Annotated in this window: 26 protein-coding genes; 6 read left to right on the forward strand and 20 right to left on the reverse strand. The window is 45.4% G+C overall.

Annotated elements, in window-relative coordinates; all coding sequences use genetic code 11:
• Positions 1-65: 65 nt before the first annotated feature.
• From OL444_RS27630 to OL444_RS27655, 7 genes are all read right to left on the reverse strand, one after another.
• Positions 66-338, reverse strand: a complete 273-nt coding sequence (locus tag OL444_RS27630; RefSeq protein ID WP_264728009.1) for a hypothetical protein — start codon at positions 336-338, stop codon at positions 66-68.
• Between the two features lie 525 nt (positions 339-863).
• The gene (locus OL444_RS27635; protein ID WP_264728007.1) at positions 864-1136 is read right to left on the reverse strand and encodes a hypothetical protein; all 273 of its coding nucleotides are present in this window, start codon (positions 1134-1136) and stop codon (positions 864-866) included.
• Positions 1137-1223: 87 nt separating this feature from the next.
• Positions 1224-2726, reverse strand: coding sequence for a hypothetical protein (locus OL444_RS27640; protein WP_264728005.1), 1503 nt, complete (start codon positions 2724-2726; stop codon positions 1224-1226).
• Positions 2716-4173: a hypothetical protein gene (locus OL444_RS27645; protein ID WP_264728002.1), complete on the reverse strand. Its 1458-nt coding sequence runs from the start codon at positions 4171-4173 to the stop codon at positions 2716-2718. Before OL444_RS27645 ends, OL444_RS27640 begins: the two co-directional genes overlap by 11 nt.
• 123 nt (positions 4174-4296) lie before the next feature.
• Positions 4297-4749, reverse strand: a complete 453-nt coding sequence (locus tag OL444_RS32070) for a helix-turn-helix domain-containing protein (RefSeq protein WP_371878149.1) — start codon at positions 4747-4749, stop codon at positions 4297-4299.
• A 194-nt stretch (positions 4750-4943) separates the two neighbouring features.
• Entirely contained in the window at positions 4944-5558 is a 615-nt protein-coding gene (gene prfH / locus OL444_RS27650) for a peptide chain release factor H (protein WP_264728000.1), read from the reverse strand.
• 3 nt (positions 5559-5561) lie between these two features.
• Positions 5562-6962: an RtcB family protein gene (locus OL444_RS27655; protein ID WP_264727997.1), complete on the reverse strand. Its 1401-nt coding sequence runs from the start codon at positions 6960-6962 to the stop codon at positions 5562-5564.
• Positions 6963-7510: 548 nt separating this feature from the next.
• Between OL444_RS27655 and OL444_RS27660 the strand changes: the two genes are divergently transcribed.
• The 5 genes from OL444_RS27660 (at position 7511) to OL444_RS27680 (ending at position 13995) form a co-directional block, all read left to right on the forward strand.
• Positions 7511-8146, forward strand: a complete 636-nt coding sequence (locus tag OL444_RS27660; RefSeq protein WP_264727995.1) for a TetR/AcrR family transcriptional regulator — start codon at positions 7511-7513, stop codon at positions 8144-8146.
• Positions 8143-9435, forward strand: coding sequence for an ABC1 kinase family protein (locus OL444_RS27665; RefSeq protein ID WP_264727994.1), 1293 nt, complete (start codon positions 8143-8145; stop codon positions 9433-9435). The genes OL444_RS27660 and OL444_RS27665 overlap by 4 nt, the downstream gene beginning before the upstream one ends.
• Before the next feature lie 167 nt (positions 9436-9602).
• On the forward strand, positions 9603-10640 hold the full coding sequence (locus tag OL444_RS27670) for a sensor histidine kinase (RefSeq protein ID WP_264727992.1): 1038 nt from the start codon (positions 9603-9605) through the stop codon (positions 10638-10640).
• A 2-nt stretch (positions 10641-10642) separates the two neighbouring features.
• On the forward strand, positions 10643-11353 hold the full coding sequence (locus OL444_RS27675; RefSeq protein WP_264727990.1) for a LytR/AlgR family response regulator transcription factor: 711 nt from the start codon (positions 10643-10645) through the stop codon (positions 11351-11353).
• A gap of 95 nt (positions 11354-11448) precedes the next feature.
• Positions 11449-13995 (forward strand): outer membrane beta-barrel protein, encoded by a 2547-nt coding sequence (locus OL444_RS27680; protein WP_264727988.1) that lies wholly within the window; start codon positions 11449-11451, stop codon positions 13993-13995.
• A 59-nt stretch (positions 13996-14054) separates the two neighbouring features.
• Here OL444_RS27680 and OL444_RS27685 read toward each other — a convergent pair whose 3' ends face one another.
• From OL444_RS27685 to OL444_RS27745, 13 genes are all read right to left on the reverse strand, one after another.
• Positions 14055-14786, reverse strand: coding sequence for a metallophosphoesterase family protein (locus tag OL444_RS27685; protein WP_264727985.1), 732 nt, complete (start codon positions 14784-14786; stop codon positions 14055-14057).
• Between the two features lie 163 nt (positions 14787-14949).
• Positions 14950-15651: an NUDIX hydrolase gene (locus OL444_RS27690; RefSeq protein WP_264727983.1), complete on the reverse strand. Its 702-nt coding sequence runs from the start codon at positions 15649-15651 to the stop codon at positions 14950-14952.
• Between the two features lie 122 nt (positions 15652-15773).
• The gene (locus tag OL444_RS27695) at positions 15774-17822 is read right to left on the reverse strand and encodes a TonB-dependent receptor (RefSeq protein ID WP_264727981.1); all 2049 of its coding nucleotides are present in this window, start codon (positions 17820-17822) and stop codon (positions 15774-15776) included.
• Positions 17823-17850: 28 nt separating this feature from the next.
• The gene (locus OL444_RS27700; RefSeq protein ID WP_264727979.1) at positions 17851-18714 is read right to left on the reverse strand and encodes an urea transporter; all 864 of its coding nucleotides are present in this window, start codon (positions 18712-18714) and stop codon (positions 17851-17853) included.
• A gap of 37 nt (positions 18715-18751) precedes the next feature.
• Entirely contained in the window at positions 18752-19453 is a 702-nt protein-coding gene (locus OL444_RS27705; protein WP_264727977.1) for a hypothetical protein, read from the reverse strand.
• A gap of 10 nt (positions 19454-19463) precedes the next feature.
• On the reverse strand, positions 19464-20243 hold the full coding sequence (locus OL444_RS27710) for an urease accessory protein UreD (RefSeq protein WP_264727974.1): 780 nt from the start codon (positions 20241-20243) through the stop codon (positions 19464-19466).
• Positions 20244-20267: 24 nt separating this feature from the next.
• Positions 20268-20906, reverse strand: coding sequence for an urease accessory protein UreG (ureG, locus tag OL444_RS27715; RefSeq protein ID WP_264727972.1), 639 nt, complete (start codon positions 20904-20906; stop codon positions 20268-20270).
• 19 nt (positions 20907-20925) lie between these two features.
• On the reverse strand, positions 20926-21615 hold the full coding sequence (locus OL444_RS27720) for an urease accessory protein UreF (RefSeq protein ID WP_264727970.1): 690 nt from the start codon (positions 21613-21615) through the stop codon (positions 20926-20928).
• Between the two features lie 8 nt (positions 21616-21623).
• Entirely contained in the window at positions 21624-22127 is a 504-nt protein-coding gene (gene ureE / locus OL444_RS27725; RefSeq protein ID WP_264727967.1) for an urease accessory protein UreE, read from the reverse strand.
• Positions 22128-22137: 10 nt separating this feature from the next.
• Positions 22138-23859 (reverse strand): urease subunit alpha, encoded by a 1722-nt coding sequence (ureC, locus tag OL444_RS27730; protein ID WP_264727965.1) that lies wholly within the window; start codon positions 23857-23859, stop codon positions 22138-22140.
• Positions 23856-24230, reverse strand: coding sequence for an urease subunit beta (locus OL444_RS27735; protein ID WP_264727964.1), 375 nt, complete (start codon positions 24228-24230; stop codon positions 23856-23858). The genes ureC and OL444_RS27735 overlap by 4 nt, the downstream gene beginning before the upstream one ends.
• A gap of 17 nt (positions 24231-24247) precedes the next feature.
• Positions 24248-24550, reverse strand: coding sequence for an urease subunit gamma (ureA, locus tag OL444_RS27740; RefSeq protein ID WP_264727962.1), 303 nt, complete (start codon positions 24548-24550; stop codon positions 24248-24250).
• 205 nt (positions 24551-24755) lie between these two features.
• Positions 24756-25172: a hypothetical protein gene (locus tag OL444_RS27745; RefSeq protein WP_264727960.1), complete on the reverse strand. Its 417-nt coding sequence runs from the start codon at positions 25170-25172 to the stop codon at positions 24756-24758.
• Positions 25173-25287: 115 nt separating this feature from the next.
• Between OL444_RS27745 and OL444_RS27750 the strand changes: the two genes are divergently transcribed.
• Entirely contained in the window at positions 25288-26172 is an 885-nt protein-coding gene (locus tag OL444_RS27750) for a helix-turn-helix domain-containing protein (RefSeq protein ID WP_264727958.1), read from the forward strand.
• Positions 26173-26222: the final 50 nt, after the last annotated feature.

Below are 26222 nucleotides of genomic sequence, written 5' to 3' on the forward strand. Positions count from 1 at the left end.
TTATTATATTGAATGAATAATTATCCTGATTATTCTTTAAATCCACCTTCCTACTCCATCTTTCTTTATTGAGCATTAGCACCATACACTTCAACAGTAGGTGTTGTAAATGTAACAAAACTGGTAGTGTAATAACCACTTTGGAAATCAGTAGGCCTTGTATAAGGTAATCCAGTCGGATACCGGGTAGCATTAGGAGCCGGCTTAGCATATACAGCATTATTAACTTTATAATAAAGCCTTTCAGGAGGAAAAGCGGCCGTATGCTTATAAATAATTACTCCTCCTGCAATAATAATAACAATCAAACATAACATGATGATTTTATTTCTTTTCATAATTTTTATTTTTAGATAAAATCAAATAATATCAAGCACATTTAGATAATCAAACCGCGTCTATTAATCATTTTATCAATGCGTAATTTCCAAACAAAAATCTCCACACATATTCATTCATCTAACAACATAAAATATTCATTCAATTAAAACATACATTAAAATATTATTGTGCATTGGGAACGTAAGCTTTATATGTTGGAGAAATAACAGTCATAGTTGTGGTTGTATAATATCCTTTTTTAAAAATCATATGGCGAAGGATACAACCTATCTGTAACAGAAGTTGTAGCATCTGTTACTAAAACAATCCTTCCTTATACGTTTATATAATAAAGCCTAACGGGAGGGTGAGTTTTAATAAAATTGAACGCAAATGTAGCTGTAATGATTCCTATTAAAAGGAAGCACATAAGATATAAAATGCGACTCTTCATAAAACTTCTTTAGTATATTAGATAAAATCTTTCAATTATTAAAAGACTAAGGCGCAGAAATGCCACTGCGCCTTAGTCAAACTATACCTTATTGTGCATTTGCAACATATGCAGCAATGGTAGGAGTAGTTGAGCTGATTACAGTAGTAGTGTAGAATCCTTTTTCAAGATCCAGAGGAGTAGAAACCAGTGTAGGAGTTACTTTTGAAGTAGCATTAGGTAACAGAACCAGTTTTTCCTGACCTCTTTTTTTGTAGAAAATCTGTTCTGGAGGATTAGAACCAACAGATTTAAAAGCAAATGCACCACCGATAACAGCTACAACTGCCAGAGCAGTTAAAACGATTTTTGTACTTTTCATAAAATAGTTGCCTTTTAAATCAAAAAGCTAAACTTTGAGTTTCTATATCTGCCTACTCTTTTCTGAAGGTTTTCGGCGGCCCCTTTTTTATTGCGCAATAAATTCATTTGATTTCCCAGAAGTGTTTACCGATAATGGGTATAATACAGTCTCCTTCTTCCATTCTTCCGTTTTTAATAAATAGTCTATACAAACAACCAGGTTAACACTACTAATCAATATTAGAAATACTTCGTGCCTTAATAAAGCCGATGATGTTAGCACCAGAAAAAACATATCCGACAGCCACACTAACAGTAATATGATAAAAGCAGACCCTGTATAACTATTAGTCAATTTCGTGAAACCACCCACAAAAAACAGGATAAAAACTCCCACCAATAAGCAACTTTGTATCATTACACCTATTACCGGATAATATTGAAAAGCCCTAAGAAAAATATCATGTGCAGGATAGGCATATTTATTTCTTTCCCGTGTAAACCATTGCCGACTTACATGGCTAATCGTATCTTCCTCCATATTATACACGGCTAATAATTCGGGAGAAGGGAATAATGTCTCTTTTGTATCGGCCAATATAACAGACTGCATATAAGATCCCGGGTATAACTTTAACAGATACCATCCATAATCCGCATACAAGGCACCTACCTTCATCCATTGAGAAGCGGCATAGTTGCTCGTATCTTTATCTACCTGTTGCTTCCAATACCGCATTAAAGGAGAATGTACATCATTCAGATAATAAGCTGTAGGTAAATTTATATTCCCATTATCAACATTATATAAAGAGTCTTTATGTGTTACGACTGCTGCATGCAACGCTTTGAACTGATTTGGCACGACAATGGTTTCAGCAGATGTAAGCTGATTGAACATCCGTATGCCATTTGTGGCCAGTTGCCAGCCGGCAGCCGGAATCAATTGATGTTCTCCTATCATTTTATGACGTTGTCTATCTAAATCCCCTGCATACCCTATGATCGTCAATAAAAGTATTGATATCCCCATCCCTCTTTTCCATATATTCCATTTACAAAGCGATAATATCCCTATACTCAACACTGGATAATATACAGCATGATAACCTACAGCAAATGCCAACAATATTATCAGTATATGCAAAGCAATCAAAACCGAAGAAGGGCGTTGCCAAATTATTATTAGTTGAGTTATCCATATTATACTAAGTGCAGTAAAAAAAGCATCCGGAGAAATATAATTAGCCAAGTAAATAAACAGTGGATTAAATGTCAACCCAACAAACAATAATCTAAATAGTAATCTATCTAATGTAAAGAGACGTTGTACTGTTACCAGAAAATAAAATCCTGCCACCTGTAAAAATAAATACTGAAAAGCGGCCAATGCTATATCTGCATGAGTAAAAGCACTAAAGAAACGTAAGAATTTCGAGTATCCAACCGGCCAAGTACCAATATCCTGATTCAAATGAGCAGTCAACAGATAATTGTCTGAATCCTGCGTGAGATTCACAAATGGATAATACGTTTTGAATATCCCAAACTGTACAATCACCAACACGGCCCATATTATCACATACCACCTGTTAATACTACTTTTCATATTCTATATTTTTTCTACGAATAAGATCAGCCGTAATAGCTCCACCCAATCCAATAAATATCAGCATAGGAAAAAACTGATACCTAAATACGATCGGAGCCGCAAAAACACTGAATCCGATATTGGCTATCCAAAAAAAGTATAACAAACAAAAGCTAAGTAAATAGTTTCTTTTCCGCAGATAACGACGACCTTTTAAAGCAATCCATATTGCCAGTACTATCAACCCGAGATTAACAACTCCGAAAATGACCGGGAATGGGTGCAACAACCTGGTTTGTCCACGCCTGGAGAAGAAGTGTATCTTTCCGGTAGAATAACGGAACCAATCTACTGCAGGCATCTTTACACTATCCATTCCAATATTATACTGTAGAAAAATTTCCAATTCAGGATAACAATACGCCCACGCATTCGGCAACAGGTAATTCTTGGCAAAACTAAAAGGATAGTCTGTAATAATATGCTTTCCATACGATGCAAACAAAGGCCCCATAGTATTCCATACCTTGATACTATCTTCCTTGGAAGTATGATATTTCCGCATATAGCTAAACCAATATTGCTTCAGCGGCGCCTTATCATCCCATAAAAAAAATGAAGAGGTCAACGGCGGAAATTCCTTCATTTTATTCACCTTTAAAAACCCCTTCATCGCATCATCAATGGCCTTATCCTTCTGTGAAAAATCCTTACTATCCACCTTTACATCCTGATACACATACAAGGCATTCGTAGCCAGTTGCCAGCCTCCAAAAGCGGAAAACAAACGGGTGCCATACGTCTTGTAGTTTTGTTCCCTCACAAACGATATAAACAATACTATGACCAGTATTCCTGTAAAGGCACCGCTCAGTCGCCACCACCATTTTTTTCGCGACAAAACAAATGCAACTGCAGTTATAAAAGGATAGTACAAGGCATTGTAACGCAACGTTAGAATGAGTAGCAGCAATAATGCCTGTATCAGTATATCATAAGGCTGAGGTTTGTTAATGATCCATATCAGGTGTGTAAACCAGAGGAGACTAAGACCCGCAAACAAGGCATCACTGCCAATGTAATTGCCTATATACAAGGATACCGGGTTGAATAACAATAAAACAAAGAGCACAATAGACACCACCTTACCAGGCCGAAAGAAATGGATGACCGTCAGAAAAAGATACAATGCAGCCAATGTTACCAGGCTATATTGAAAAGCGGTTAATGCGATATCAGAAGTAGACCAGGCACTGAATGCCCGCAAGAATTTGGAATATCCTATCGGTCTGATACTGACATTATCATTCATCGCTGCCGCTCCTATATATGTATAAGAGTCATTGGAATAGTCTGCAAAAGGGTAAAAAAGTTTAAACAAGACAAACAATATGGTAGCACCAGCTAATGCAATGATCACATATCTTTTATGCCTTACTATTACTTCCCTTAATTCAGTATACATGATCTGAGTTTTTAGGGTCATAAATTCTCCATCCCGTATGTTAGGCTGCCAACCAGGCATAACATTACCAGGCATTTGCTATCTGAGAAAATAAAAGTTGCTGTTGTATTTCTTACTTCTTTACTAATGGTATAAAAGATGTTGATTTAGGGGGAACAATGCTGTGTCTATATATCTTAAAAAGTTCGACGGTTTTTCTGAGTTATTGTAAATTTGAAACAATAAAACGATAAAAAGGAAGCCTGTTCTGCAAATGTTTTTAACTTCCCGGGGGGAATACCCATAAAACTTCCTGAATAACTTGGTAAAGCTGCTCCTATGGCTGTATCCCAGCTCATAGGCAATGTCCGAAATTTTTTTACCGGAATGGTGCAGCATGCTTCTTCCCTTTTCCATCTTCATCCGCAGTACATAGTCACTGACAGACTCCTGGAAACATTTTTTAAAGTCATGCTGCAATTTAGAAGGACTGATACAATAATCTTTGGCCAGCTGCGAAATTGAAAAGGGTTTATCCAGATTAACAGCCAGATAGGTGCGTATATCATGAATAACGGATTCACCAGGCAGTTGCATAGTCAATAAGATTTCAGTATGAGGAAATGTGGTGGTGAGTAAAAGCAAATTGCAACATCCTGCTGTATTCCCTATGCAGTTCAAAAATAAAGCCCCGGTATCTCTACCAGGGCTTATTCAGCCGTTTTATCAACCGCAGCATACTGCGATATAACGATAACGAATACACGTTATCACATCTGGTACCCAGGCTGCTATAACCGTTCGGCAATCACCTTCACTGCACTACCCCGCTCCAGTATATTATGTTCCTGCCAGCGGTCCTGCTGCTGCTGTACCAGCTGACTTGTCTGCCAGGCCAGGAACTTGGCTTCCAGCCGTTCCAGACACAACTGTTTATTCTGCAGCTGCGACCGGCTGTCCATGGCCAGCACCTGCAACCCGGTAGGCCGGTGCGTTCCCCGCACCGCCGTTTCTACCTTGTTGACATGCTGACCACCAGGTCCTGAAGCCCGGCAGGTTTCCAATACCACATCCTGCACCCGCCATTGCAACTGTGTTGCCACATCAAATACGGCCACGCCTGCAAACCAATTCTTACGCTTATGAAACTTGCGGTAAGGACTTTGCGCAATCCACTGCACCGTACCACTCCACTCCTTTTTAAAGGCAGACAGGTCTGTTCCTTTTGCCAGCAAGGTAGCAGACAATAAGGTGCCATTGAGGTCTCCTTTTACATTCTCCAATACCTCCATCACAATGCCCTCGCGTTTAGCCTGCTGCAGCATTTTCTCCTGTATCCTGGCGACTACCCGGCTGCATTCTACCGGACCGCGGCCGGAGGTAATCTGTATTAATATCTTCTCCATAAATTAGTCTTTGTTCATTCTTACTATTGAAGGCATAAACCGCCCCTGGATAGCTACCAGTTCCTGCTGTGCAGGCATTACTTTTTCAATGTCCTTATAGGCCAATGGATTTTCTTCCACACTGCCGCCTATAAGCGTCACATCCGCTGCAGCCAGCATCTTCTTCAAGTGAGACACTGTCATGCTTTCTTTGGCGCGCTTCCGGCTCATCGCTCTGCCCGCACCATGGGAAGCAGAATACAACGCCTGGCCTATGCCCTTGCCCATTACCAGGTAAGCCGCCGTTGTCATGCTACCGGGGATAATTCCCATCTCACCCGCATGCGCCGGTGTAGCGCCTTTGCGGTGGATGATCGCTTTGCGGCCATCGGCCAGCTGATCTTCCCAGGCAAAGTTGTGGTGATTTTCCACAGTCGCCAGTCCCTGCAAGCCCAATGCTTTCAACAGGTTGGCATGAATACGGTCATGACATGCCTTCGCATAGTCGCCCGCCAGGTGCATAGACAGCCAGTATTCCTGTCCGGCTTCCGTGTTGAGGTCCAGCCAGGCCAGCTGCTGTACAGAGCGAGGCAGTTTACAGGTATCCATAGCGATGCCGGTATAGTGCTGCGCGATATTGGCGCCCAGTCCGCGGCTGCCGGAATGCGACAACAAAGCCAGGTATTCTTTGGCCGGCAGTTGCAAGGCATTGTCTGGCTCCAGCGTGATGAGGCCAAATTCCACAAAGTGGTTGCCGCTGCCGGAAGAACCCAGTTGCCGCGCCGCTTTCCCCTGCCACTTTTTCAACAGGGGGATGGCATCAAACAAGGCATCATCCAATACGGCATGTTCCTGTTCAAAGGGAAGTCCGCCTTCCATGCCGAAGTGCGTATATTCTTTTAACGCTACTTTTATCTGATAGGCATAACGTTTCAGAAAGCTGGCTCCTTCGTCGATGATGGTCAGCGCCATGCGGCAGCCAATGTCCACACCTACCGCATAGGGTATGATGGCATTATCAGTGGCCAATACACCACCAATGGGTAATCCATAACCGGTATGTGCGTCCGGCATCAGGGCGCCCTGCAGTGTTACCGGCAGCGACATGGCCATTTCCATCTGCTGCCGGGCGGTACGTTCTATTTCTTTTGCGCCGTATACTTTCAGTTGTCCGGTTGATTCCAGCAGCGCATACGACTGAAAATTACATTCTACCGGCGCCTCCATAAAAGTGGCAGCGATAGGTCCTACAACCGCATCGTCGGCATAGGCTGCAGGATTTGTTTTAATGTTAGTTAATAAGGTAATGATGTCGGCTTTATCATGGTGTTTAAAATGTTTGGCCATGATATTTACCACCAGGCTTCTGGTCCTGTCATTGGTGTAGCCTATTTTACTTAATTCTTTTGTTCTTAAATGGCCCATAAAAGGTATATAAACTGGTATGACACGATGCTCCCGGGCATGCGGCATACCGGCACAGATCTATACGGATCGTGCTATCAATGATTGATAATAAAAGAGAAAGTGCGGGATCGGGTCCTTACGTAAAGAACATACCCTCTCCTGGCGGCTGTGGGGCAGCTGCGGATAAGCCTTATATGCAAACAGGGTGAAGCGGGCATTGATAACATCAAAGCCTATACGAATCCGATTAATAAAAAAAGGAAAAAAATCACTGTGTTTGCTGGTTAGGCAAGGAGCGAAAGGGTCGATATGTAAGTACGTTCTGTCATGATTCCTTGTCGTTTTAAAAGTGAAGAATAAGGAATTCGGATGCAAAGGTATAGTTATTTTTTTATTTTGTTAAATTCTTTCACAAATAAATTTCTTCTCATGTGTTTTTAACATTTTACGCAGCGATAAATTTGCTGTTTATAACCCCGGGTGACGTAAATTTGTAGACACCGCAGATAACACCCCCGGCAACCATTCCGGAAGTGTATTTCACAACACAGTAAATGCTTTCACACATGGACAAACAGCTTATCCGTAATGCGTATAAAGTGTATTGGCTGGAAAACGGCAAGGCCCCCGTATCCGTATATGCACTTTGCAAAACCCTCGACATTTCCGAGGCTGATTTTTATGCCGTATACAGTTCCCCGGAAGCCATCGAAAAAGACATCTGGTTAGCGATCTTCCAAGACACGTTGGAGCAGCTGCATGCAGATGAAATCTATCAGCAATACAACGCCCAGGAAAAGCTCCTGGCCTTCTATTTTCTGTGGGTGCAAAAACTCAAGGAAGACCGTAGCTACCTGCTCCTGCAAAAAGCCAGCTTCCGTTTTCCGGAATTACATCACCGCAAGCTGGAAACCTTCCGCCTGGCCTTTAACAAATATGTCGGCGAACTGGTAAAAGAAGGGTATCAATCCAACGAAATCAAAGAAAGAAAATACATCTCCGATCAATATATTCACGGGTTCTGGATACAGGCATTATTTGTATTGAAATACTGGCTGGACGACAACAGCGCCAACTTTGAAATGACAGACGCAGCGATCGAAAAAGCGGTCAATCTCAGCTTCCAGCTGATCAGATCCAATACGCTGGACAGTCTGCTGGACTTTGGAAAATTCATCTTTACGCGGAACCAGGCATCATGAAAGAACAATCCAACATACCCACCACCAAGGTGGAAAGAGCAGGGAAGTTTGTGACAACCGGACTAAAAGTAGGTACCAACTATATCAAACACTACACCCGCAAACTGATAGATCCGTCGATTACCAAAGAGGCGCTTCACCAGGATAATGCGGCCGATATCTACGATACCCTCAGCAACCTGAAAGGCAGCGCCCTGAAAGTAGCCCAGATGCTGAGCATGGACAAAGGCATGCTGCCCAAGGCATATACTGAGAAATTTGCTATGTCGCAGTACAGCGCGCCTCCGCTTTCCGGCCCGCTGGTCGTGAATACGTTCATGAAAACTTTAGGCAAATCCCCGTCACAGCTATATGACCAGTTTGAGCTGCAGGCCAGCAACGCCGCCTCCATCGGTCAGGTACACAAAGCCTTTAAAGACGGCAAAAAGCTGGCAGTCAAGATCCAGTATCCCGGTGTAGCCAACAGCGTTAAATCCGACCTCCGTATCGTTAAGCCATTCGCCATGCGTATTGTAGGGATGAATGAGGTAGATATGGATAAATACTTTGAGGAAATAGCCTCCAAACTGCTGGAAGAAACCGACTACAAGCTGGAACTGGAGCGTTCTATCGCCCTCTCCAACGCCTGTAGCCATATTCCCAACCTGCACTTTCCGGGATATTATCCGGAACTGTCGTCAGACCGCATTATTACCATGGACTGGCTGGATGGCCTCCATTTAAAGGAATTCCTGCTGACCAATCCTTCGCAGGAAGCCCGGAATAAAATCGGCCAGGCCCTGTGGGATTTTTACCAGTTCCAGATGCATAGCCTCAAACAGGTACATGCTGATCCGCACCCCGGGAATTTCCTGATGCGGCCAGATGGCACAGTGGGCATCTTCGACTTCGGCTGCGTAAAAGAGATTCCGGAAGATTTTTATACCAACTATTTCCTGCTGATTGACAAGGAAGTATTGAAAGACGCGCAACGCCGGCATGAAATCTACACCAACCTGGAAATGATCCATCCTACGGATTCGCCCCAGGAAGTAGCCTTTTTCTCTGGTCTCTTTCAACATATGATAGACCTCCTCACCCTTCCTTTTACCGTACCTACTTTCGACTTTGGCAACGATACCTATTTCAATGAAATCTATGCTTACATGGATGAGTTGTACAATATGAAAGAAATACGCGAATCCAAAGTAGCCCGGGGCTCACGGCATAGTCTATACGTAAACCGCACCTATTTCGGATTATATTCAATACTTAGTGACCTGAAAGCAAATATTGTAACAAAATTTTAATGGCTTTACTGCTGTAAAACTGCCTGTAATGTTATGCTGACAGCATCATTGCAGGCAGTTTGCTTATTATCCGTCCCTTATTTTTCTCCTGTCCTTTTCGTCGGATAATTATGCCCGTTGGTCGCAATGTCCGGACGGGACAAGATATTTCTGCCTAATTTCCCGACATGAAACAGGAATGGTATCGTCATAAAGCATTTATCATCTTTGCCCATTTGTTTGTATGGGTATTGCTTTATGTACTGCCTTTACTTTTAAGTCCTGCCTATGGTAAGCAGGCCGCAAGGGATCCCGGCGAAAAACAAATCTGGAACTTTTATTTCAGCCTGCATTATTGTATACTGATAGGACTGTTTTACCTGAACGCCGGTTACCTCATTCCGCAACTGATCAATAAAAAAAAGTATACTACCTATTTCATATCGCTCTTAGTGATTTTTACCACCTTCTGTTGCCTGCGTTACGGATATGAAAAAATCTTCTTACCTCATCGCCGGATAGACATCAAACCCGCCATCCTATATACTTTTCTGACAACGCTCTTCAATGTTTCCAGCAGTACGGCCTATCAGATGATCCGGGACAAAATCAGCGCCGAAAGAAACAGCAACGTCCGGGAAAATGAAAACCTGAAAACAGAATTATCACTTCTCCGCTCACAGGTAAGTCCGCACTTTATGTTTAATGTGCTGAACAATATGGTATCGCTTGCCCGTAAAAAATCAGACCTGCTGGAACCTTCGCTGATAAAGCTGTCATCGCTGATGCGTTACATGTTGTACGAAACAGATGGGGATAAAGTACCGCTCGAAAAAGAGACGGAATATCTGCAGAGCTACATAGATTTGCAACAGCAACGCTTTGGAAAAAATGTGGCGATACAAGTCTCTATGTTACTACCGGAACAGTATTATGAAATTGAACCCATGCTACTGATCCCTTTTGTGGAAAATGCATTCAAACATGGTACCGGCCTTATTACAGACGCGCAAATTACGATCCATCTGTATACAACAAAAAATCAATTATTCTTTTCTGTACGCAATAAATTCAACAATAACGGTGAAATAAAAGATAAAACCAGTGGCATCGGCCTTACAAACGTCAAAAGGCGTTTAAACCTGTTATATGGAGATGACCATGTTTTACAGATTAACCGGAAAGCCCCCTGGTTTGCAGTGTCCCTCACACTTAACCTACATTGATCATGAAATGTATAGCCATTGATGACGAACCCTTAGCATTGGATCTGCTGGAAGACAATATCAGCAGAATACCCTATCTGCAACTGGCAGCCCGTTGCCACAATGCTTTTGATGCATTGGAAACCATCCAGCAACAATCCATTGATCTTATTTTTCTCGACATTCAGATGCCCGGATTAACCGGTTTACAATTGCTGCAATGTGTGCCTAACAAACCGTTGGTCATCCTGATTACTGCCTATGAAAAATATGCACTGGATGGCTACAACCTGGATGTAACCGACTATCTCGTCAAACCCGTGGCAGAAGAACGTTTCGCAAAAGCCTGCCATAAAGCCCTCCAACGCCATCAGGTTAAGACAGGCAATAAACCCATCAGAGAACAACCCGACTTCTTTTTTGTTAATGTAGAATATAGCCTGGTAAAAATTATTTTCAGTGATATATGCTGGATTGAAGGACTCAAAGATTATGTTAAAATACATTTGTTCAGTGACCAGCAACCATTGATTACCCGGATGAGTATTAAAAGTCTGGAAGCCCAGTTGCCCACAGCCGGATTTATACGTATTCATAAATCCTACATGGTGGCTATCGCCGCTATTACCGCTATCCGCAGGAACTGCGTCTTTGTTGCAGAACAGGAATTACCAATAGGAGATACCTATCGGGATATACTTTATATGCTCGCCGGAAAAACTAATCTTTTATAAACGGCTTTTCGTAGTTATAATTGAGCGACTCATCTCATTTGCTTATTACCTGAAACGCCGGCCTCCTATTTTTGTGTTTCCAGAATAAACACAACATGCAAAAGATCTGCTTAACAATTACCTTATTTCTGTTATCGTGGCATATACAAGCACAACCTCCGGTCATGATGGGCATGCCGCCTGGCAATAACGGACACATATACGGAAAAGTCGTTGACCCCGACGGCAAATCAGTTAGCAATGCTTCCGTTATTGTCCTGCAAAACCGCCTGGACACCCTCACTAAAAAAAACAAGGAAATACTGCTTAAAGGTGTACTCACTGCCGGCAATGGTGAATTCAGCATCGATGAACTTCCCGGCGGCGGACCACTCCGGTTAAGGATCAGCGCCACCGGATTCAATACCTACGATCAACAGATAACCTTCCCTCCTTTTGACAAAGATCTTGGAAAAATTAAACTGACTGCCGCCAGTACCCAACTGAAAGGTGTAACGGTAACCGCTACCAAGCCCGCTCTACAGCTGGATATAGACAAAAAGGTATTCAATGTGGAAAAGAACCTCGTCAGTGCAGGCGGTACCGCCGTAGATGTCATGAAAAACGTTCCTTCTGTTAACGTAGACATTGACGGTAATGTGAGTCTGCGCAACAGCACGCCACAATTGTACATAGACGGACGTCCAACCACGCTGACCCTCGACCAGATTCCTGCAGATGCCATTGAAAGCGTGGAAGTAATTACCAACCCCTCTGCCAGATACGACGCATCGGGTGGTAATGCGGGCATCCTGAACATCATATTGAAAAAGAACCGTAAAACCGGCTATAATGGCAATGTACGTGCAGGTGTGGATAAACGCGGCGCGCTGAATGGTGGCGGCGATTTTAACCTCCGCCAGGGTAAAATAAATATTGCGGCCTCCGTGATGGGGAATCAGATAAAAAGTCGCACTACCGGCACTACGGAACGCAATAATTTCGCCGATAATCCTGTGACCAACATCTTTCAATCCAACAACAACCGGAATAACGCCGGCTTTTTATTTGGCAAACTGGGCGTGGATTATTTTATTACCAACCGCACCACCCTCTCTCTTTCCGGCGTGAAGGTACATGGCAAAGTACGGCCCGAAGAAACCATTGATATCAATACAGATACCCTGTACAAACAGGGCATCCGCAACAGCAGCAGTCAACGCAATTTTATCGGTGATATGGGTTTCAATGCCAATGGTGTAGTGCTTGGCATGAAACACCTGTTTCCAAGAGAAGGAGAAGAACTGACAACAGACTTCAACTACTTTGATGGTACCGGCACCACCCACTCCGATTACACAACCTATTATTTCAACAAGGATAACACGCCGCCTCATACCGCGCTGCAACAGATGCTGGGTGAAAACAATATCCGTTTTACCACCATTCAGGCAGACTACATCCGGCCTTTTACCAATAAGATGAAACTGGAAACAGGGTTACGGGCTGCTATACGTAACACCAGGAGTGATTTCAATACGTATAACTATGACGCCTCTACGCAGCAATATGTACGGATACCCGGCGCCTCCAGTAACTATAAAAATACGGATGAAGTATATGCAGCTTATGCCAGCCTCTCACAAACCATCGGTAATTTCGGCTATAAAGCAGGCCTGCGGGCCGAAAGCTCCCGATACCGCGGCGATCTGCTGAACACCGGCGAACATTTTAAAAACAACTATCCTATCAGTCTGTTTCCTTCTTTGTTTTTAAGCCAGAAATTCAAACATGATCAGGAGCTGCAATTAAGCTATACCCGCCGGATCAACCGGCCTACCTTTTTCCAGCTGGTGCCCTTTACGGATTCTACGGACAAACTCAATATCACCAAAGGAAATCCCAATCTGATACCGGAGTTCACCAATTCTATTGAATTATCCTATCAGAAAGTACTGCAAGGCAAACATACTTTTCTGGGTTCCATCTATTACAAACATACCAACGACCTGATCACCGGCTATATTTCCAAAGAAATCAATCCGGTGAACGGACAGGAAGTACTGATCAACACTTATATCAACGCCAATTCCAGCTATACGATGGGCGCAGAACTAACCACCATGAATACTTTCACAAAATGGTGGAGTATTACCTCCAATATCAATCTGTATAATTCGCAAATCAATGTGGATAATGTACAGCAGGCGTCTCAGGCGGCCATGTGGAGCTGGTTCGGGAAGTTAAACAATACGTTCCGGCTGCCCGCTGGTATTGAATTACAGCTTTCAGCGATGTATCAATCGAAAACCAATCTGCCGGCCACGGAAAACAAAGGGCCCAATGGCGCCCCGCTCATGCAGGCCCAAAGCTCCTCTCAGGGTTATATCGCTTCCTTTTATGCCGTAGATGCCGCCATCAGAAAAACCTTCCTGAAAGACAATGCCGCTTCGGTGACGCTATCGTTTAATGATATCTTCCGGAGCCGCCGATCCAAACAATATGCGGAAAGCGCCTATTTTACACAAACCTTTGACCGGCTGCGGGATCCACAGATGATCCGGCTCAACTTCAGTTACCGGTTTGGTAAAACGGATGCCAGTCTTTTCAAAAGGAAAAACATGGGGGCAGGTATGCAGGGTATGTCGGAAGTGATGCAGTAACCATTTTCAGCCATTACACACGCTGCCGGAAAACATCCTTCCGGAAGCGTGTGTAATTTTTATTGGTTTCTGCCCTTTTCGTGTGGGTACAATGTCTGTACGGTATCGCTTTGCCACACTTCTTTGGAAGCGATATCCATGGCAGACAGTTTTCCGGTAAAGGCAGCTCCGGTATCTACATTATACACATTACAGGCCTTCATAGGCAGGTATTCATCATAATTGAGGGTCGGCGTATGGCCAATAAATATCTCTTCAAACTGCCGCAATCTTTTGGGATACAGGGCCGAATCCCGCTCTATACGTTTATCCATGGCCAGTGCCATTTCCCATAATGTACGGTCCCAATAGGTCATTGCTTCAAAACGCTCATGGGCAGGGCCATGCATGGAAGTAAAGCCGGCATGTATAAACAGTCTGTTTTGCGCATCAATGTGGTAATTCCGCATATCATAAAAAAAAGCGTAGTGCTGTTTTTTTGCGGCTTCCGATAAAGGGGTATAACTGGCGATAGTAGCCTTGCCACCATGTATCAACCAGGAAGGATCCGGGCTGGCACCATTCATCCACGCCTGACACCAGGCATCATGGTTGCCACGGAGAAAAATACAGGGGTGCTGCTGTGCCAGTTCCATCAGGTACGCAATGACTCCTGCAGATTCTGACCAGCCATCTACATAATCCCCTAAAAATATCAGCTGGTCTTCTTTTGCAGGCGCTACTCTTCCGATCAGTTGTTGCAATGCTTTGAGGGCACCGTGTATATCACCAATAACGTAGGTTGATGGCATGTGTTGCTATGTTTGTAAGATCCGTACGATGTATGCTTTTGCTGTCTGCAGATACGGGTACCTGCAGGCTATCGGGGAATAAAGGTAATACATGTCTTCTTCCCGAAAAACGGGCTATGCCTGTTTTTACAAATATTTCATCACCGGATATATGGGGAAAGCCTTATTCAGCCGGGATACTGATCTGAAAGCTATGTTTCTTTAATTGTTTATTAAACCGGTATAGCTCCGGGTGGCGGTTCTTCAACCCTTCTCTTTTCATGCCCGTGTTAATTACATAGGCAGCATCCAGTATCTTACGCCGGAAATTACGCCGGTCAATCGTGATATGCAGGATACATTCGTATAATTCGTGGAGTTCCGTAATGGTAAACAACTCATCCAGCAGCTCAAACCCCACCGGATCGTACTGGATCTTTGACTGCAGCCGCTGCAGGGCCAGCTGAAAAATGGATTTGTGGTCAAATCCCATAGCCGGCAGCTTGCGTACATTAAACCATTTTACATCATTGGCCATACTCCCGGCTACCACCTGAAATTTAGCCGGATTAATCAACGCATAGTATCCCACTGCAATTACCCTGCCCCGGGGATCGCGGTTCAGTGCATCAAAAGAATAGAGCTGCTCCACGAAAACCCCATCCATACCCAGTTTGGTACGCAGGATGCGGGAACAGGTATCCAGAAAGGTTTCGTCCATCTGGAGGAAACCACCCGGGAGGGTCCAGCAATCCTTAAACGGTTCTTCCTTCCGGTTCAGCAGCAATACCGAGAGCGTATTATCATGATAGCCAAATACCACCAGATCTACTGCCAGGGAAGGATTTTGGTATTCATGAAAAGCTTTTTGATTTGTTTGCGTCATATTAACATGAAGGAACTACATTTTCGTTACATGACCAATTTTTTTGTAGGTACCGGGGAGATGATTATGCCGGAAAACACACGTCCCGCAAGCAGTATTCCGGCTTGCGGGACATGATTAGCTCAAAACTTAACCGCTACGCCGGCTTTCAGGTAGAAAGGCATGCCCGGTGTAAAACAAAGCTCTGAAACAGGCGCCTGCTCATTGCGCAAACGGGTGGTTGTTTCAAACTGCGCTTCGTTCCAGTTCACATTAAACAGGTTCTGCGCCTGCACCGTAAACTCCCAGCGTTTTTGTGTGTAGGCCAAAGCCAGGTCATTCACAAAGTAACCTTTGGCAGTGACACTGTTGTCTTCAATGGCAGGTCTTTCTTTCATGTAGCGATAACGCAGGTTGGCAGAAAACCCTATGGGCAGCTTTACCGCGATACCGCCGGTACTGGTGAGTACTGGCGCCAGCGGAATATAGGCAGTAGCTTTCGGCTCATCCACAAACCGGCCATGTGCATAGTTAATGTCAGCATCTACATACAGCCAGGACAGCGGCTGATAACGGATGCTCAGGTCTGCACCCATTCTTTTGGTTTTGCCGGAAGGTTCTACCACGGCTTCATCGCCTACATACACAAATTCCTGTTGCAGATACAGGTACCACAACGCGGGCTGGATGATCAGATTCTTCGCCGGTTTCAGGATAACACCCAGGTCGCCGCCTACCGAATAAGGCAGGATATCTTTCCCCTGCTGCTGCATCACTACCCGCACATCATTGGAATGGAAACCCATCCCGGTTTTCAGATACCACTGCGCCACCGCGCTGGCAGTATACACAAAGTTCAGCTTGGGACTTACCCGGGTGCCCTCCTGATCCTGTCCGGCAGGAATGGATTGCAGCTTATCGTGGTAATTAAAGATGAAATGATCGATCCGTACAGCCGGGTTAATCATCCATTTGCCTTTCCGCCATTCTATTCCTGTGTAGGCCTGCAGGTTAGTTTCCATAGCCGTACCGTAAGCCTCCCGGTTCAAGAGGGAATCCCGCTGGTAAACATGATTCAGTTCGAGGTTGTGGATATCATCCAACCTAATCCCCGCACCACTTTGCCAGGTAATATTGCTGTGCGGCAGGTTAAAACGTTTGGTATAGGTATGATCAAATCCGTAAATACTGCGATCATCTTTTTGCTGTATTTCATCACCATATACCGGATCATGCAGGAAAAAGGTGAAATCGGAATACAGGTTAAACTTGTAACGGGAGTAATAGAAAAAACTCTGCCAGTCTTCCGTTTCATTGATCAGGCGCTTATAGGTCAGCGCAACATTGGAACGGGAGGTATTGCCTCCTTCTGTAGGATCAATAGATCCCCAGCGACTGATAATGCCATCTTTCACGGCTCTCTCCGGAATCTGTCCGGAGGCATTCCAGCCGGAAGTAAAGGTGGAAAACTGTATACCGATGTAATCCTTTTCATTCAGCCACTGGTTGTACTTTGCCAATACATTTACCCGGTTAAAGTTTTGCCGCACATCAAACGGGCCATTGGTATAATTATACTCCGTAGCGATGTAGGCATTTCGTTTACCGGCATCTTCATTACCCAACAGGTTAAACATCCCTACGGCGCGCATGGTGTTGAAAGCGCCGCCTTCCAGCTTCACCATATTATTACTGATATGGTTATACGTAGAGAAGTTTACATAACCAGCGGTATTCAGATCTCCTTTGTCTGCATAATAAGCGCCTTTCCCGAAATCAATTCCTTCAATGGTTTCCGGGATCAGAAAGTGGAGATCTGCATATCCCTGCCCATGCGCATGGGATACAATATTCACCGGGATGCCGTCTGCACTGACATTGATATCGGTACCATGGTCACAGTCGAAGCCCCGCAGAAATATCTGCTCTGCTTTACCACCACCGGCATGTTGTGCGATAAACAATCCTGGTACTTTACGTAACAGATCCTGCGCCGTATTCACCGGCGTCATTTTCAGATCTACGTGCATGATTTCTTTTTCAATACGCGGCGCATTCACCACAATTTGCGTCAGGGGTGTTGTCATCACCCAGGTATGACTGGTATCCTCCGGTGGTGCTGCCTGTTGGGCAAAAGCCACAGAACAGCCCACCAATCCGGCTCCCAGTAAAGCAAGTTTTTTATGCATCATCTCTTCTACTATTATTTTATAATTTGTATTAAACCAGCCAGGATGCCGGCAACAGCCGTTTCACCAGCAACGTGATCCACGATGCGGCTACAAACGGAAAGGTTAACACCGATAAATTCATTTTCAGCAATTGTATATCTATCAACACTGAAAGCACGACCGACAACAGCACAAAAATGCCATCCCGCGGCTTATTGCCGGAGAAAGCGATGGCACACAACACGGCATTAAAGCTGAACAATCCCATGTGGATATCCGGCACAGGTTCTGCAAACTGCAGGGAGATAAAGGCTCCCAGAATAGATCCCACTACGCCATACAAGGCTGCCACAGGGGCATTGATAAATACGGCGATGAAAAATATCAGGCCGGCCAGCACGCTTCCCTGAAAAATCACTTCTCCGAAACCATGGGTAGATAAGGTAAAATCGTCATTCACCGGCAGGCTGGCCACAATATCTGCGGAGTCTTTCACCACCCATACATGATGAAACAGGTATAAGCAGATCCAGGTTACGACAATGAAAGGGAACGTAAACCCAGGTATGTTCCAGGTAATGAGGCGATGCTGTAATACCGTGGCCAGTATAGCCCCCACAACAATAGCTACCCAGATAACTGCTACCGGCTGAAAATAAAAGGTAAGTGCTACGCCTACCAGGGTAGCGCTGAATCCGTATAAGCCGGCATTGATTGCTTCCGGATCATAACGCAGCAGCTTTGCCGTAAGTGTGCCGGTTACCACAGCCAGCAAGGCCCCCAGTCCCATAATGGTGGAGTCGTAAAAGATCCCCACCAGGAAAAGCAGGCCAGTCCAGGCGTTGCTTTGCAGCATGATCTGCCCTACCCCTCTCAGAAAAGAGGCGCCGGGAAATAAAGTCCGTTCATTCATCTGTAAATATTTTAAACCAGTGCAGGAAGATGGCTGATTACCATCCCAGGAATACCATACCGATGCCGCACAGCGTAACTACTGCGCCACCAATGGCATGTACATAGCGTTCCAGTTTATCTGTTTTAATAATTGAATAACCATAACATCCTATCAGCACCATCACCAACATCGTCAGCGTTGTAAATACGGCAAAGACACTGATCAGCAGCACTACTTCCAGTACGGAGCGATGCGCCCCGGAATAAAACAGCAGTGGTACCAATGGTTCACTGGGCCCCATCACAAAAATGGCAAACAGGATCCACGGCGTTACTTTCACCCGTTGTTGCGGATACACTACTTCTCCGTGTTTATGTTCATACACATAAATATCTCCACCTTCATATACATCAAAATGTTTGTGTGCTTTGTTCAGCCAGGCCTGGCGCAATCCCCACAACAGGTAAATCAATCCGAATGCCAGCAGACACCAGCCGGAAAGATTGCCTCTCACATCCTGGAACCAGGTTAATTTAGACAGCTGCCATCCCAGCAACACGCCTATCAGGCCAATTACCACGGAGCTGAAAATATGTCCGAAGCCACAAAGGATGGTCCACAAAATAGTTTTGGACAACCGCCATTTTTTGGAGCGGGACAATACAATAAACGGCAGGTAATGATCCGGCCCTGTTGCCGTATGCAAACAACTGATCGTTACGGCCGACAATAACAAGGTGGTTAATCCGATATCCATATTCCGCTAATTATAATTTCCATAAATATTGTTGCACTTTACGCAAACAGTTGAACAACTGTTCTCCGCCATTTCCCAGCAATCGTACTACTACAGCCCGCTGGCCGGCAGCAGATACACCCACAGCGATGTCTTTTTCTTCTTCCAGCAGCGCGTGTATGTCGTCCGGTAACGCTTCCAGATTGGTCATACCCGTATCCACATAAAACAAAGTACCCTGGTGCGTATAGCCTTCCATTTGCCCGACAGCCGCCATAGATAATAGTTGTGGCTGCAGCAGCACATTGTCTTTCAACAACAGTTGTTCGTGATGATAGATCATCGTTACATTCTGAAAATGCTGAAAGCGGAATACCTCACCGGAATGTTTGCGGCCGCAGGTAATGATTTCGCCTAACGTCAGCCGGCAATCATCTGCCATCCGGATGATATTACGTCCTTTGAAAATGGCATTTTCATGCGGCACCACAGGATGCTGTACATAACTGAACGTACTGTGTTCCTGCAGCTGAATATACTGCTCCTGCTGTGCGCCTTTACGCATATTAAACAGACGCTGATACGATTGCGACTGTAACTGGAAGCGGCTATACGGTTCTGCCGTCAGTGTTATTTCATAATGATCCCCATCCAGTATACCTGGTGAAGAACTCATCACCATGAGGTATAAAGCAGGATCACTTTTATGCTCTCCCACATTAGCCACCCGGAACGGACGGGTAAAGAAAGTATCTTTCAAATAAGACCTTCCCTGTTTAAACCCACTGGTAATGGATAGCTTGTTAATCATCCGCTTTGCTTGAAAAATTATTGATTATCTTACCAACGCCGGTTCTGCCACTTCTTCCAGCAAGGCATATTTTTTAATCCAGCCAATCACAGTATCCAATCCTTCCAATGACATCAGGTTGGTAAACACGAAAGGTTTGCCGGTCCTCATTTTGCGAGCATCCCGTTCCATCACACCCAGGTCGGCGTGTACATATGGTGCGAGATCTATTTTATTAATCACCAGCAAATCGGAGCGGGTAATACCAGGGCCTCCTTTACGCGGGATCTTATCACCTTCTGCCACATCAATCACAAAAATGGTTACATCTGCCAGGTCCGGGCTGAAAGTAGCAGACAGGTTATCGCCTCCGCTTTCAATGAGGATCAGCTCCACTTCCGGAAACCGGATCACCATTTCATCCACTGCTTCCAGATTCATGCTGGCATCTTCCCGGATAGCGGTATGCGGGCATCCGCCTGTTTCCACGCCGATGATACGCTCGCGGGGTAATAAGCTGTTTTTTGTCAGGAACTCCGCATCTTCTTTCGTATAAATATCATTGGTGATCACACCCATGCTATAATGATTCATGAGTGCACGTGACAAACGTTCTATCAGCGCTGTTTTACCGGAACCTACCGGTCCGGCTACGCCTATCTTTACATATTTTCTTGCTTCCATTTTCAGTATTGTTTAATCGTTACGACATATACAAACGCGTGTACAGTCTTTCATGCTGCATACAACGGATATCAAATCCGATGTTGCAGATACCTACCAGCTCCCGGTCGAGCTGCAGCGTATTTTCTACCAGCTGTTGCATCACCGGTTGCAGGGCAAACAAGATATCCTGCCCATCCAGTTGCCCGAGGGGCACCAGTTTCACGGCATTGGTAATCATGCCTACGGCGGCATTGTAATAAAATGCGAACAATGCCTCCGGCAATGGAATGCCCAGTAAACAAGCATACATCCCATAGGCAATACAATAGTGCCCCGCTGTTTTTTTCTGCTGCACGGCGGTAGTAAAATCTATGGCCAGCGGATAGGATTGTTGCCGGTTGAATACTTTCATCAGCCGGATACCCAGCTTCTGGCTGGCTTCCCGGATTTCACGGGGCAGCTTCAACGCAGTCACTTCTTCATCCAGCGTCAGCAATGCCGGCAGCGATGCCGCTGTTGTTGCGGTATAGGCAAGACATACAAACGCCGCATCATTATATTGCAGATTGGCCGTCAGCATCTGTTGTACATAGGCATGTGCCGTGGCTACATCTTTTACCATTCCTTCCTGCACGTAGGTTTCCAGTCCATTGGAATGGGAATATCCGCCGATGGGTAAGGTAGGATCGCTCAACTGCAACAGGTGCCCTAAGAAAGGATGCTTCATACGAGTGCTTATTGTCTGGCTGCCAGGCCAATGATTTTGGAAAAAAGGGAACTGCCGCTACCATGCTGATGTGGCTGTACGTTGGCATTCAGCAGATTGGTCAGTCGGGTATGTTCCTTTGTGGTAGCATATCCGCTGGCGATGAGCCAGCGGAATATCGGTTCTTCAAAAGGAATCAGTACCTGGTCCTGCTGTATAAATACCGGCAGGTGTTTGTTCCCTATTTCATAACAAACACTCCCCATTTCCAGCAGCGATCGTGGTGTGACCACAATCGCATCACTGGGCAAAATATCTACCGCCACTATTTTCGTATCGTTCCGATACAGGATATCGCCTTGTTTCAGCCGTTGTCCTTCTTTCAGAAAACGAATACCGATTTCCATACCGCCCTGTGTATGCTTACGCAGGATACGTTTGGTGGTTTCAAACCACTCCAGGGATAACAGGTCTATCTGCAGGCCGCTGGTATCTGTTGTGTCCAGGTTACCGATGATGGTATCTATAATCATGTCAGGTGCATTAAAACAGGAAATAACGTTGTGCCAATGGCACAGTATCTACCGGCTCACAGGTAATCAGTTCACCGTCTACCCTTACTTCGTAGTTTTCCGGGTTGACTGTGATATCCGGTGTTTTATCGTTGTGGATCAGGTCTTTTTTACCAACGGTTCTGCAGCCGCTCACCGGCAGCACTATTTTTTCCAGGCCGTATTCCGCTACGATGCCTTTTTCCAGGGATACCTTGGATACAAAGGTGATACAGGTTTTATGAATGGCTTTGCCGTAAGCGCCAAACATATTACGCAGGATCACGGGTTGCGGCGTTGGAATAGAGGCATTCGGATCGCCCATTTTGCTGGCGATGATCATACCGCCTTTGATAATCATTTCCGGTTTGGCGCCAAATAAGGCCGGTTTCCACAGCACAATATCAGCGAACTTCCCGGGCTCCACAGAACCTACATAATTGGCAATACCATGCGCAATGGCAGGATTGATGGTATACTTCGCCACATACCGTTTCGCCCGGAAGTTGTCATTACTGCCAGCTGCATCTTCTGGTAAAGCGCCCCGTTGTTTCTTCATTTTATCCGCCGTCTGCCAGGTACGGGTAACGACTTCGCCTACACGCCCCATGGCCTGTGAATCGGAACTCATGATACTGAATACGCCCAGATCATGCAGGATATCTTCTGCAGCAATGGTTTCCGGACGGATGCGGGAATCTGCAAACGCCACATCTTCCGGTATATTTTTACTCAGGTGATGACATACCATCAGCATATCCAGGTGTTCATCGATGGTATTAACCGTGTAGGGCCGGGTAGGATTAGTAGATGCCGGCAATACATTCGGATACATGGCCGCTTTGATGATATCGGGTGCGTGGCCGCCACCAGCGCCTTCTGTATGGAAGGTGTGGATCACGCGGCCATTAATAGCCGCCATGGTATCTTCCAGGAATCCGGCTTCGTTGAGCGTATCTGTATGAATGGCTACCTGCACATCGTATTGATCGGCTACCTTTAAGGAGGCGTCTATTACAGAGGGCGTAGCACCCCAGTCTTCATGAATTTTAACGCCTAAAGCGCCCGCTTCTATCTGTTCGGCGATGGGTGCCTCCGTTGCGCAGTTACCCTTACCGAAAAAACCCATATTCATCGGAAACGAATCGGCTGCCTGTAACATGCGTTCCAGGAACCATTTGCCGGGTGTGATGGTGGTGGCATTGGTGCCATCTGCCGGGCCGGTACCGCCACCAATCATAGTCGTTACCCCGCTGAACAAAGCTGTTTCCACCTGTTGCGGGCTGATAAAATGAATATGTGTATCGATACCACCGGCTGTTGCGATCAGGCCATCGCCGCCGTGTACTTCTGTAGAAGCGCCGATGATCATATCCGGGGCGATACCATCCATGGTATCGGGGTTACCGGCTTTGCCGAAACCAACGATCTTACCATCCTTGATACCCAGGTCTCCCTTTACAATACCCCAGTGATCGATCAGTACGACGTTGGTAATCACAAAATCCAGTACGCCCTGATCGCGGGTAGCTGTGCTGGACTGCGACATACCATCACGCACGGTTTTACCACCGCCGAATTTACTTTCGTCACCATAATGGTTGAAATCCTTTTCTATTTCAATAATAATATCGGTATCACCCAGCCGTACGCGGTCTCCTACAGTAGGGCCGTACATATTGGCATATTTTACTTTATTGATCCTGAGGCTCATCGTTGTTCGTTTTTAAAGTGGCGTACTTCCAGCTGTGCCATAGCAGCTGCTTTATCGGCTTCAGTAGTGGTATCGCCGTTGGTGAGATTATTAATACCAAAGGCTTTGCGGGCGCCGGCCAACGGCACCAGTTCTACTTCTTTTTCTTCACCGGGTTCAAATCGCACGGCAGTACCGGCAGCAATATTGAGGCGGGTACCAAATGCTTTGGCCCGGTCAAAACTCATTTTACGGTTTACTTCAAAGAAGTGGCAGTGGGAGCCGATTTGCACGGGGCGATCGGCGGTATTCACCACCTTTATGGTCACAGGCGTACGACCGGCATTGCAGATAATGTCGCCGTCAGCAATAAAATATTCTCCGGGAATCATGTATGCGGATTTAGTTGTTAGCGAATAGGATCATGTACGGTCACCAGTTTGGTACCATCGGGAAAAGTGGCTTCGATCTGCACATCATGAATCATTTCCGGGATACCTTCCATCACCTCTTCCCGTGTGAGGAGGGTAGCGCCATATTGCATTAGCTCTGCTACGGATCTTCCGTCGCGGGCAGCTTCCATCAGGTGGCTGCTGATGTAGGCAATAGATTCCGGATAATTGAGTTTAAGGCCGCGGGCTTTGCGTTTTGCTGCCAGCTCACCTGCCAGGTGCAGCAGCAGTTTTTCTGATTCTCGGGGAGTTAAATGCATACTATGATATTTGTAAATAACAAAATACAGTGCAGGGATGGCCCATACAATGGCTGAGCAAGCCATCGTTTATGGACATATCTGTGACGGAAATTTCAATAAACAGGAGTACGGGAGCCGGTTACCTCATGCAGTAGTAGCGTAGGTAACAACAGCAGTACGACCACAGCCAAGTGCTGCGCTGTTGCATGAAAAAAGAGAAAACTTAAGAAAGGGGAAGAAAAGGAATACGGATGGTGTGGAACAGAATATAGCGTGGTGGAGGCTCTCCGGCTATATGTGTATCCAGGAACATACTACCTGCCAGCATTGGTTTTTCGGCAGACAGGAATAAAGATTGGTAAAACGCCGTCAGCAAGCCAGCAAGGCGGCTCAGCTGATAGGTAGTAGCCACGGTATCGGTATCATCTACACTGTCAGCATCTTTCAGAATGGCTAATAAAGCGAAGATATCTTCCGGCGCCATCGCAGTGAGTGTACAGTTGGCATCCTGGCTATTCCATACTGCCACACGGTCTTCCTGATGCTGCCACGAAACGGCGGCAAACGCATTGCTTTGTCCTGCTAAAGAAAAGACGGCCAGTAAGAGTGTGAGTATAATATGGTAGGCGGATATTTTCATTCGTTGTGTACTACCTGCGGAAATTGAGTCTGCAAGGTAGCTATTATCAAAACCCTGAAATAGCACAAATCCTGAATTTATTGTCATAAATTACGCCTGCATAGGGAGGAAGCATATGAAGTCATCTGTCAGATTATTCACCAACTACGAATATAAAAAGCTTTTTCTGCCGGGGCTTTCGCGGCAGATACTGCAGAATGATTCCAAATTGCAACTATACCGCATCGAAGATTATTTAAGGAACATTGTAATACCGGTATTGCCTTACCGTACCTCTTTTAACTTCCTGATATTTGTTACGCAGGGCACTATCGTGCAGCAACTGGAAGCAGCTGCTCATAGCATCACTGCCAATTCCCTGCTGCTGATCAAACAAGGAAGTATTACCGCCACCCTGGAAATATCTGCAGATGCCACAGGATATTTTATGGTATATGAAAATGAAATCATCAACAACCTCTCTCTCAAAACCAATATCCGGCATTTCTTTTTCTCCTCCCCTTTTGCAGTGCTGCCTGCTGTTACCGTCAAGTGGCTGGACAGCCTGCTGCAGCTGATTGAAACAGAACTGAGCCTGGCTAATGGTTCCATAGACATTGCCATCTCATTGTTTCAGTCCCTGCTGTCGAAAATCATCCGGCAGGAGCGCACCGGTGAACAGGCACTGACCAGAAGCCTGGAAATTGCCTTTCACTTCCGGGAGCTGGTACAGCAGCATCACCTGACCCAGAAGTCGGTATTGTTTTATGCCCATCAACTCAATATTTCAGAAAACTATCTCAACAAATGTGTGAAAGAAGCCACCGGCAAGCCGCCCAAGCAATGGATCAATGAGATAGCCATCCTGCACAGCCAGATCCTGCTGCAGGATCTCACCCGTGATATTGCCGGTATCGCTTTTGAAATGAACTTTCAATCTGCTTCCTATTTCACCCGGCTGTTCAGGAAAATCACTGGTGTATCGCCATCAGATTACCGGAAAAAAATCACTCATAGCTGAAAATTAAACAGCGGGGTAACCTGACCGGCCACCCCGCTGCTTCCTGTAAC

Origin of the sequence: Chitinophaga nivalis (genome assembly GCF_025989125.1) — a bacterium.
GTDB classification, from domain to species: domain Bacteria; phylum Bacteroidota; class Bacteroidia; order Chitinophagales; family Chitinophagaceae; genus Chitinophaga; species Chitinophaga nivalis.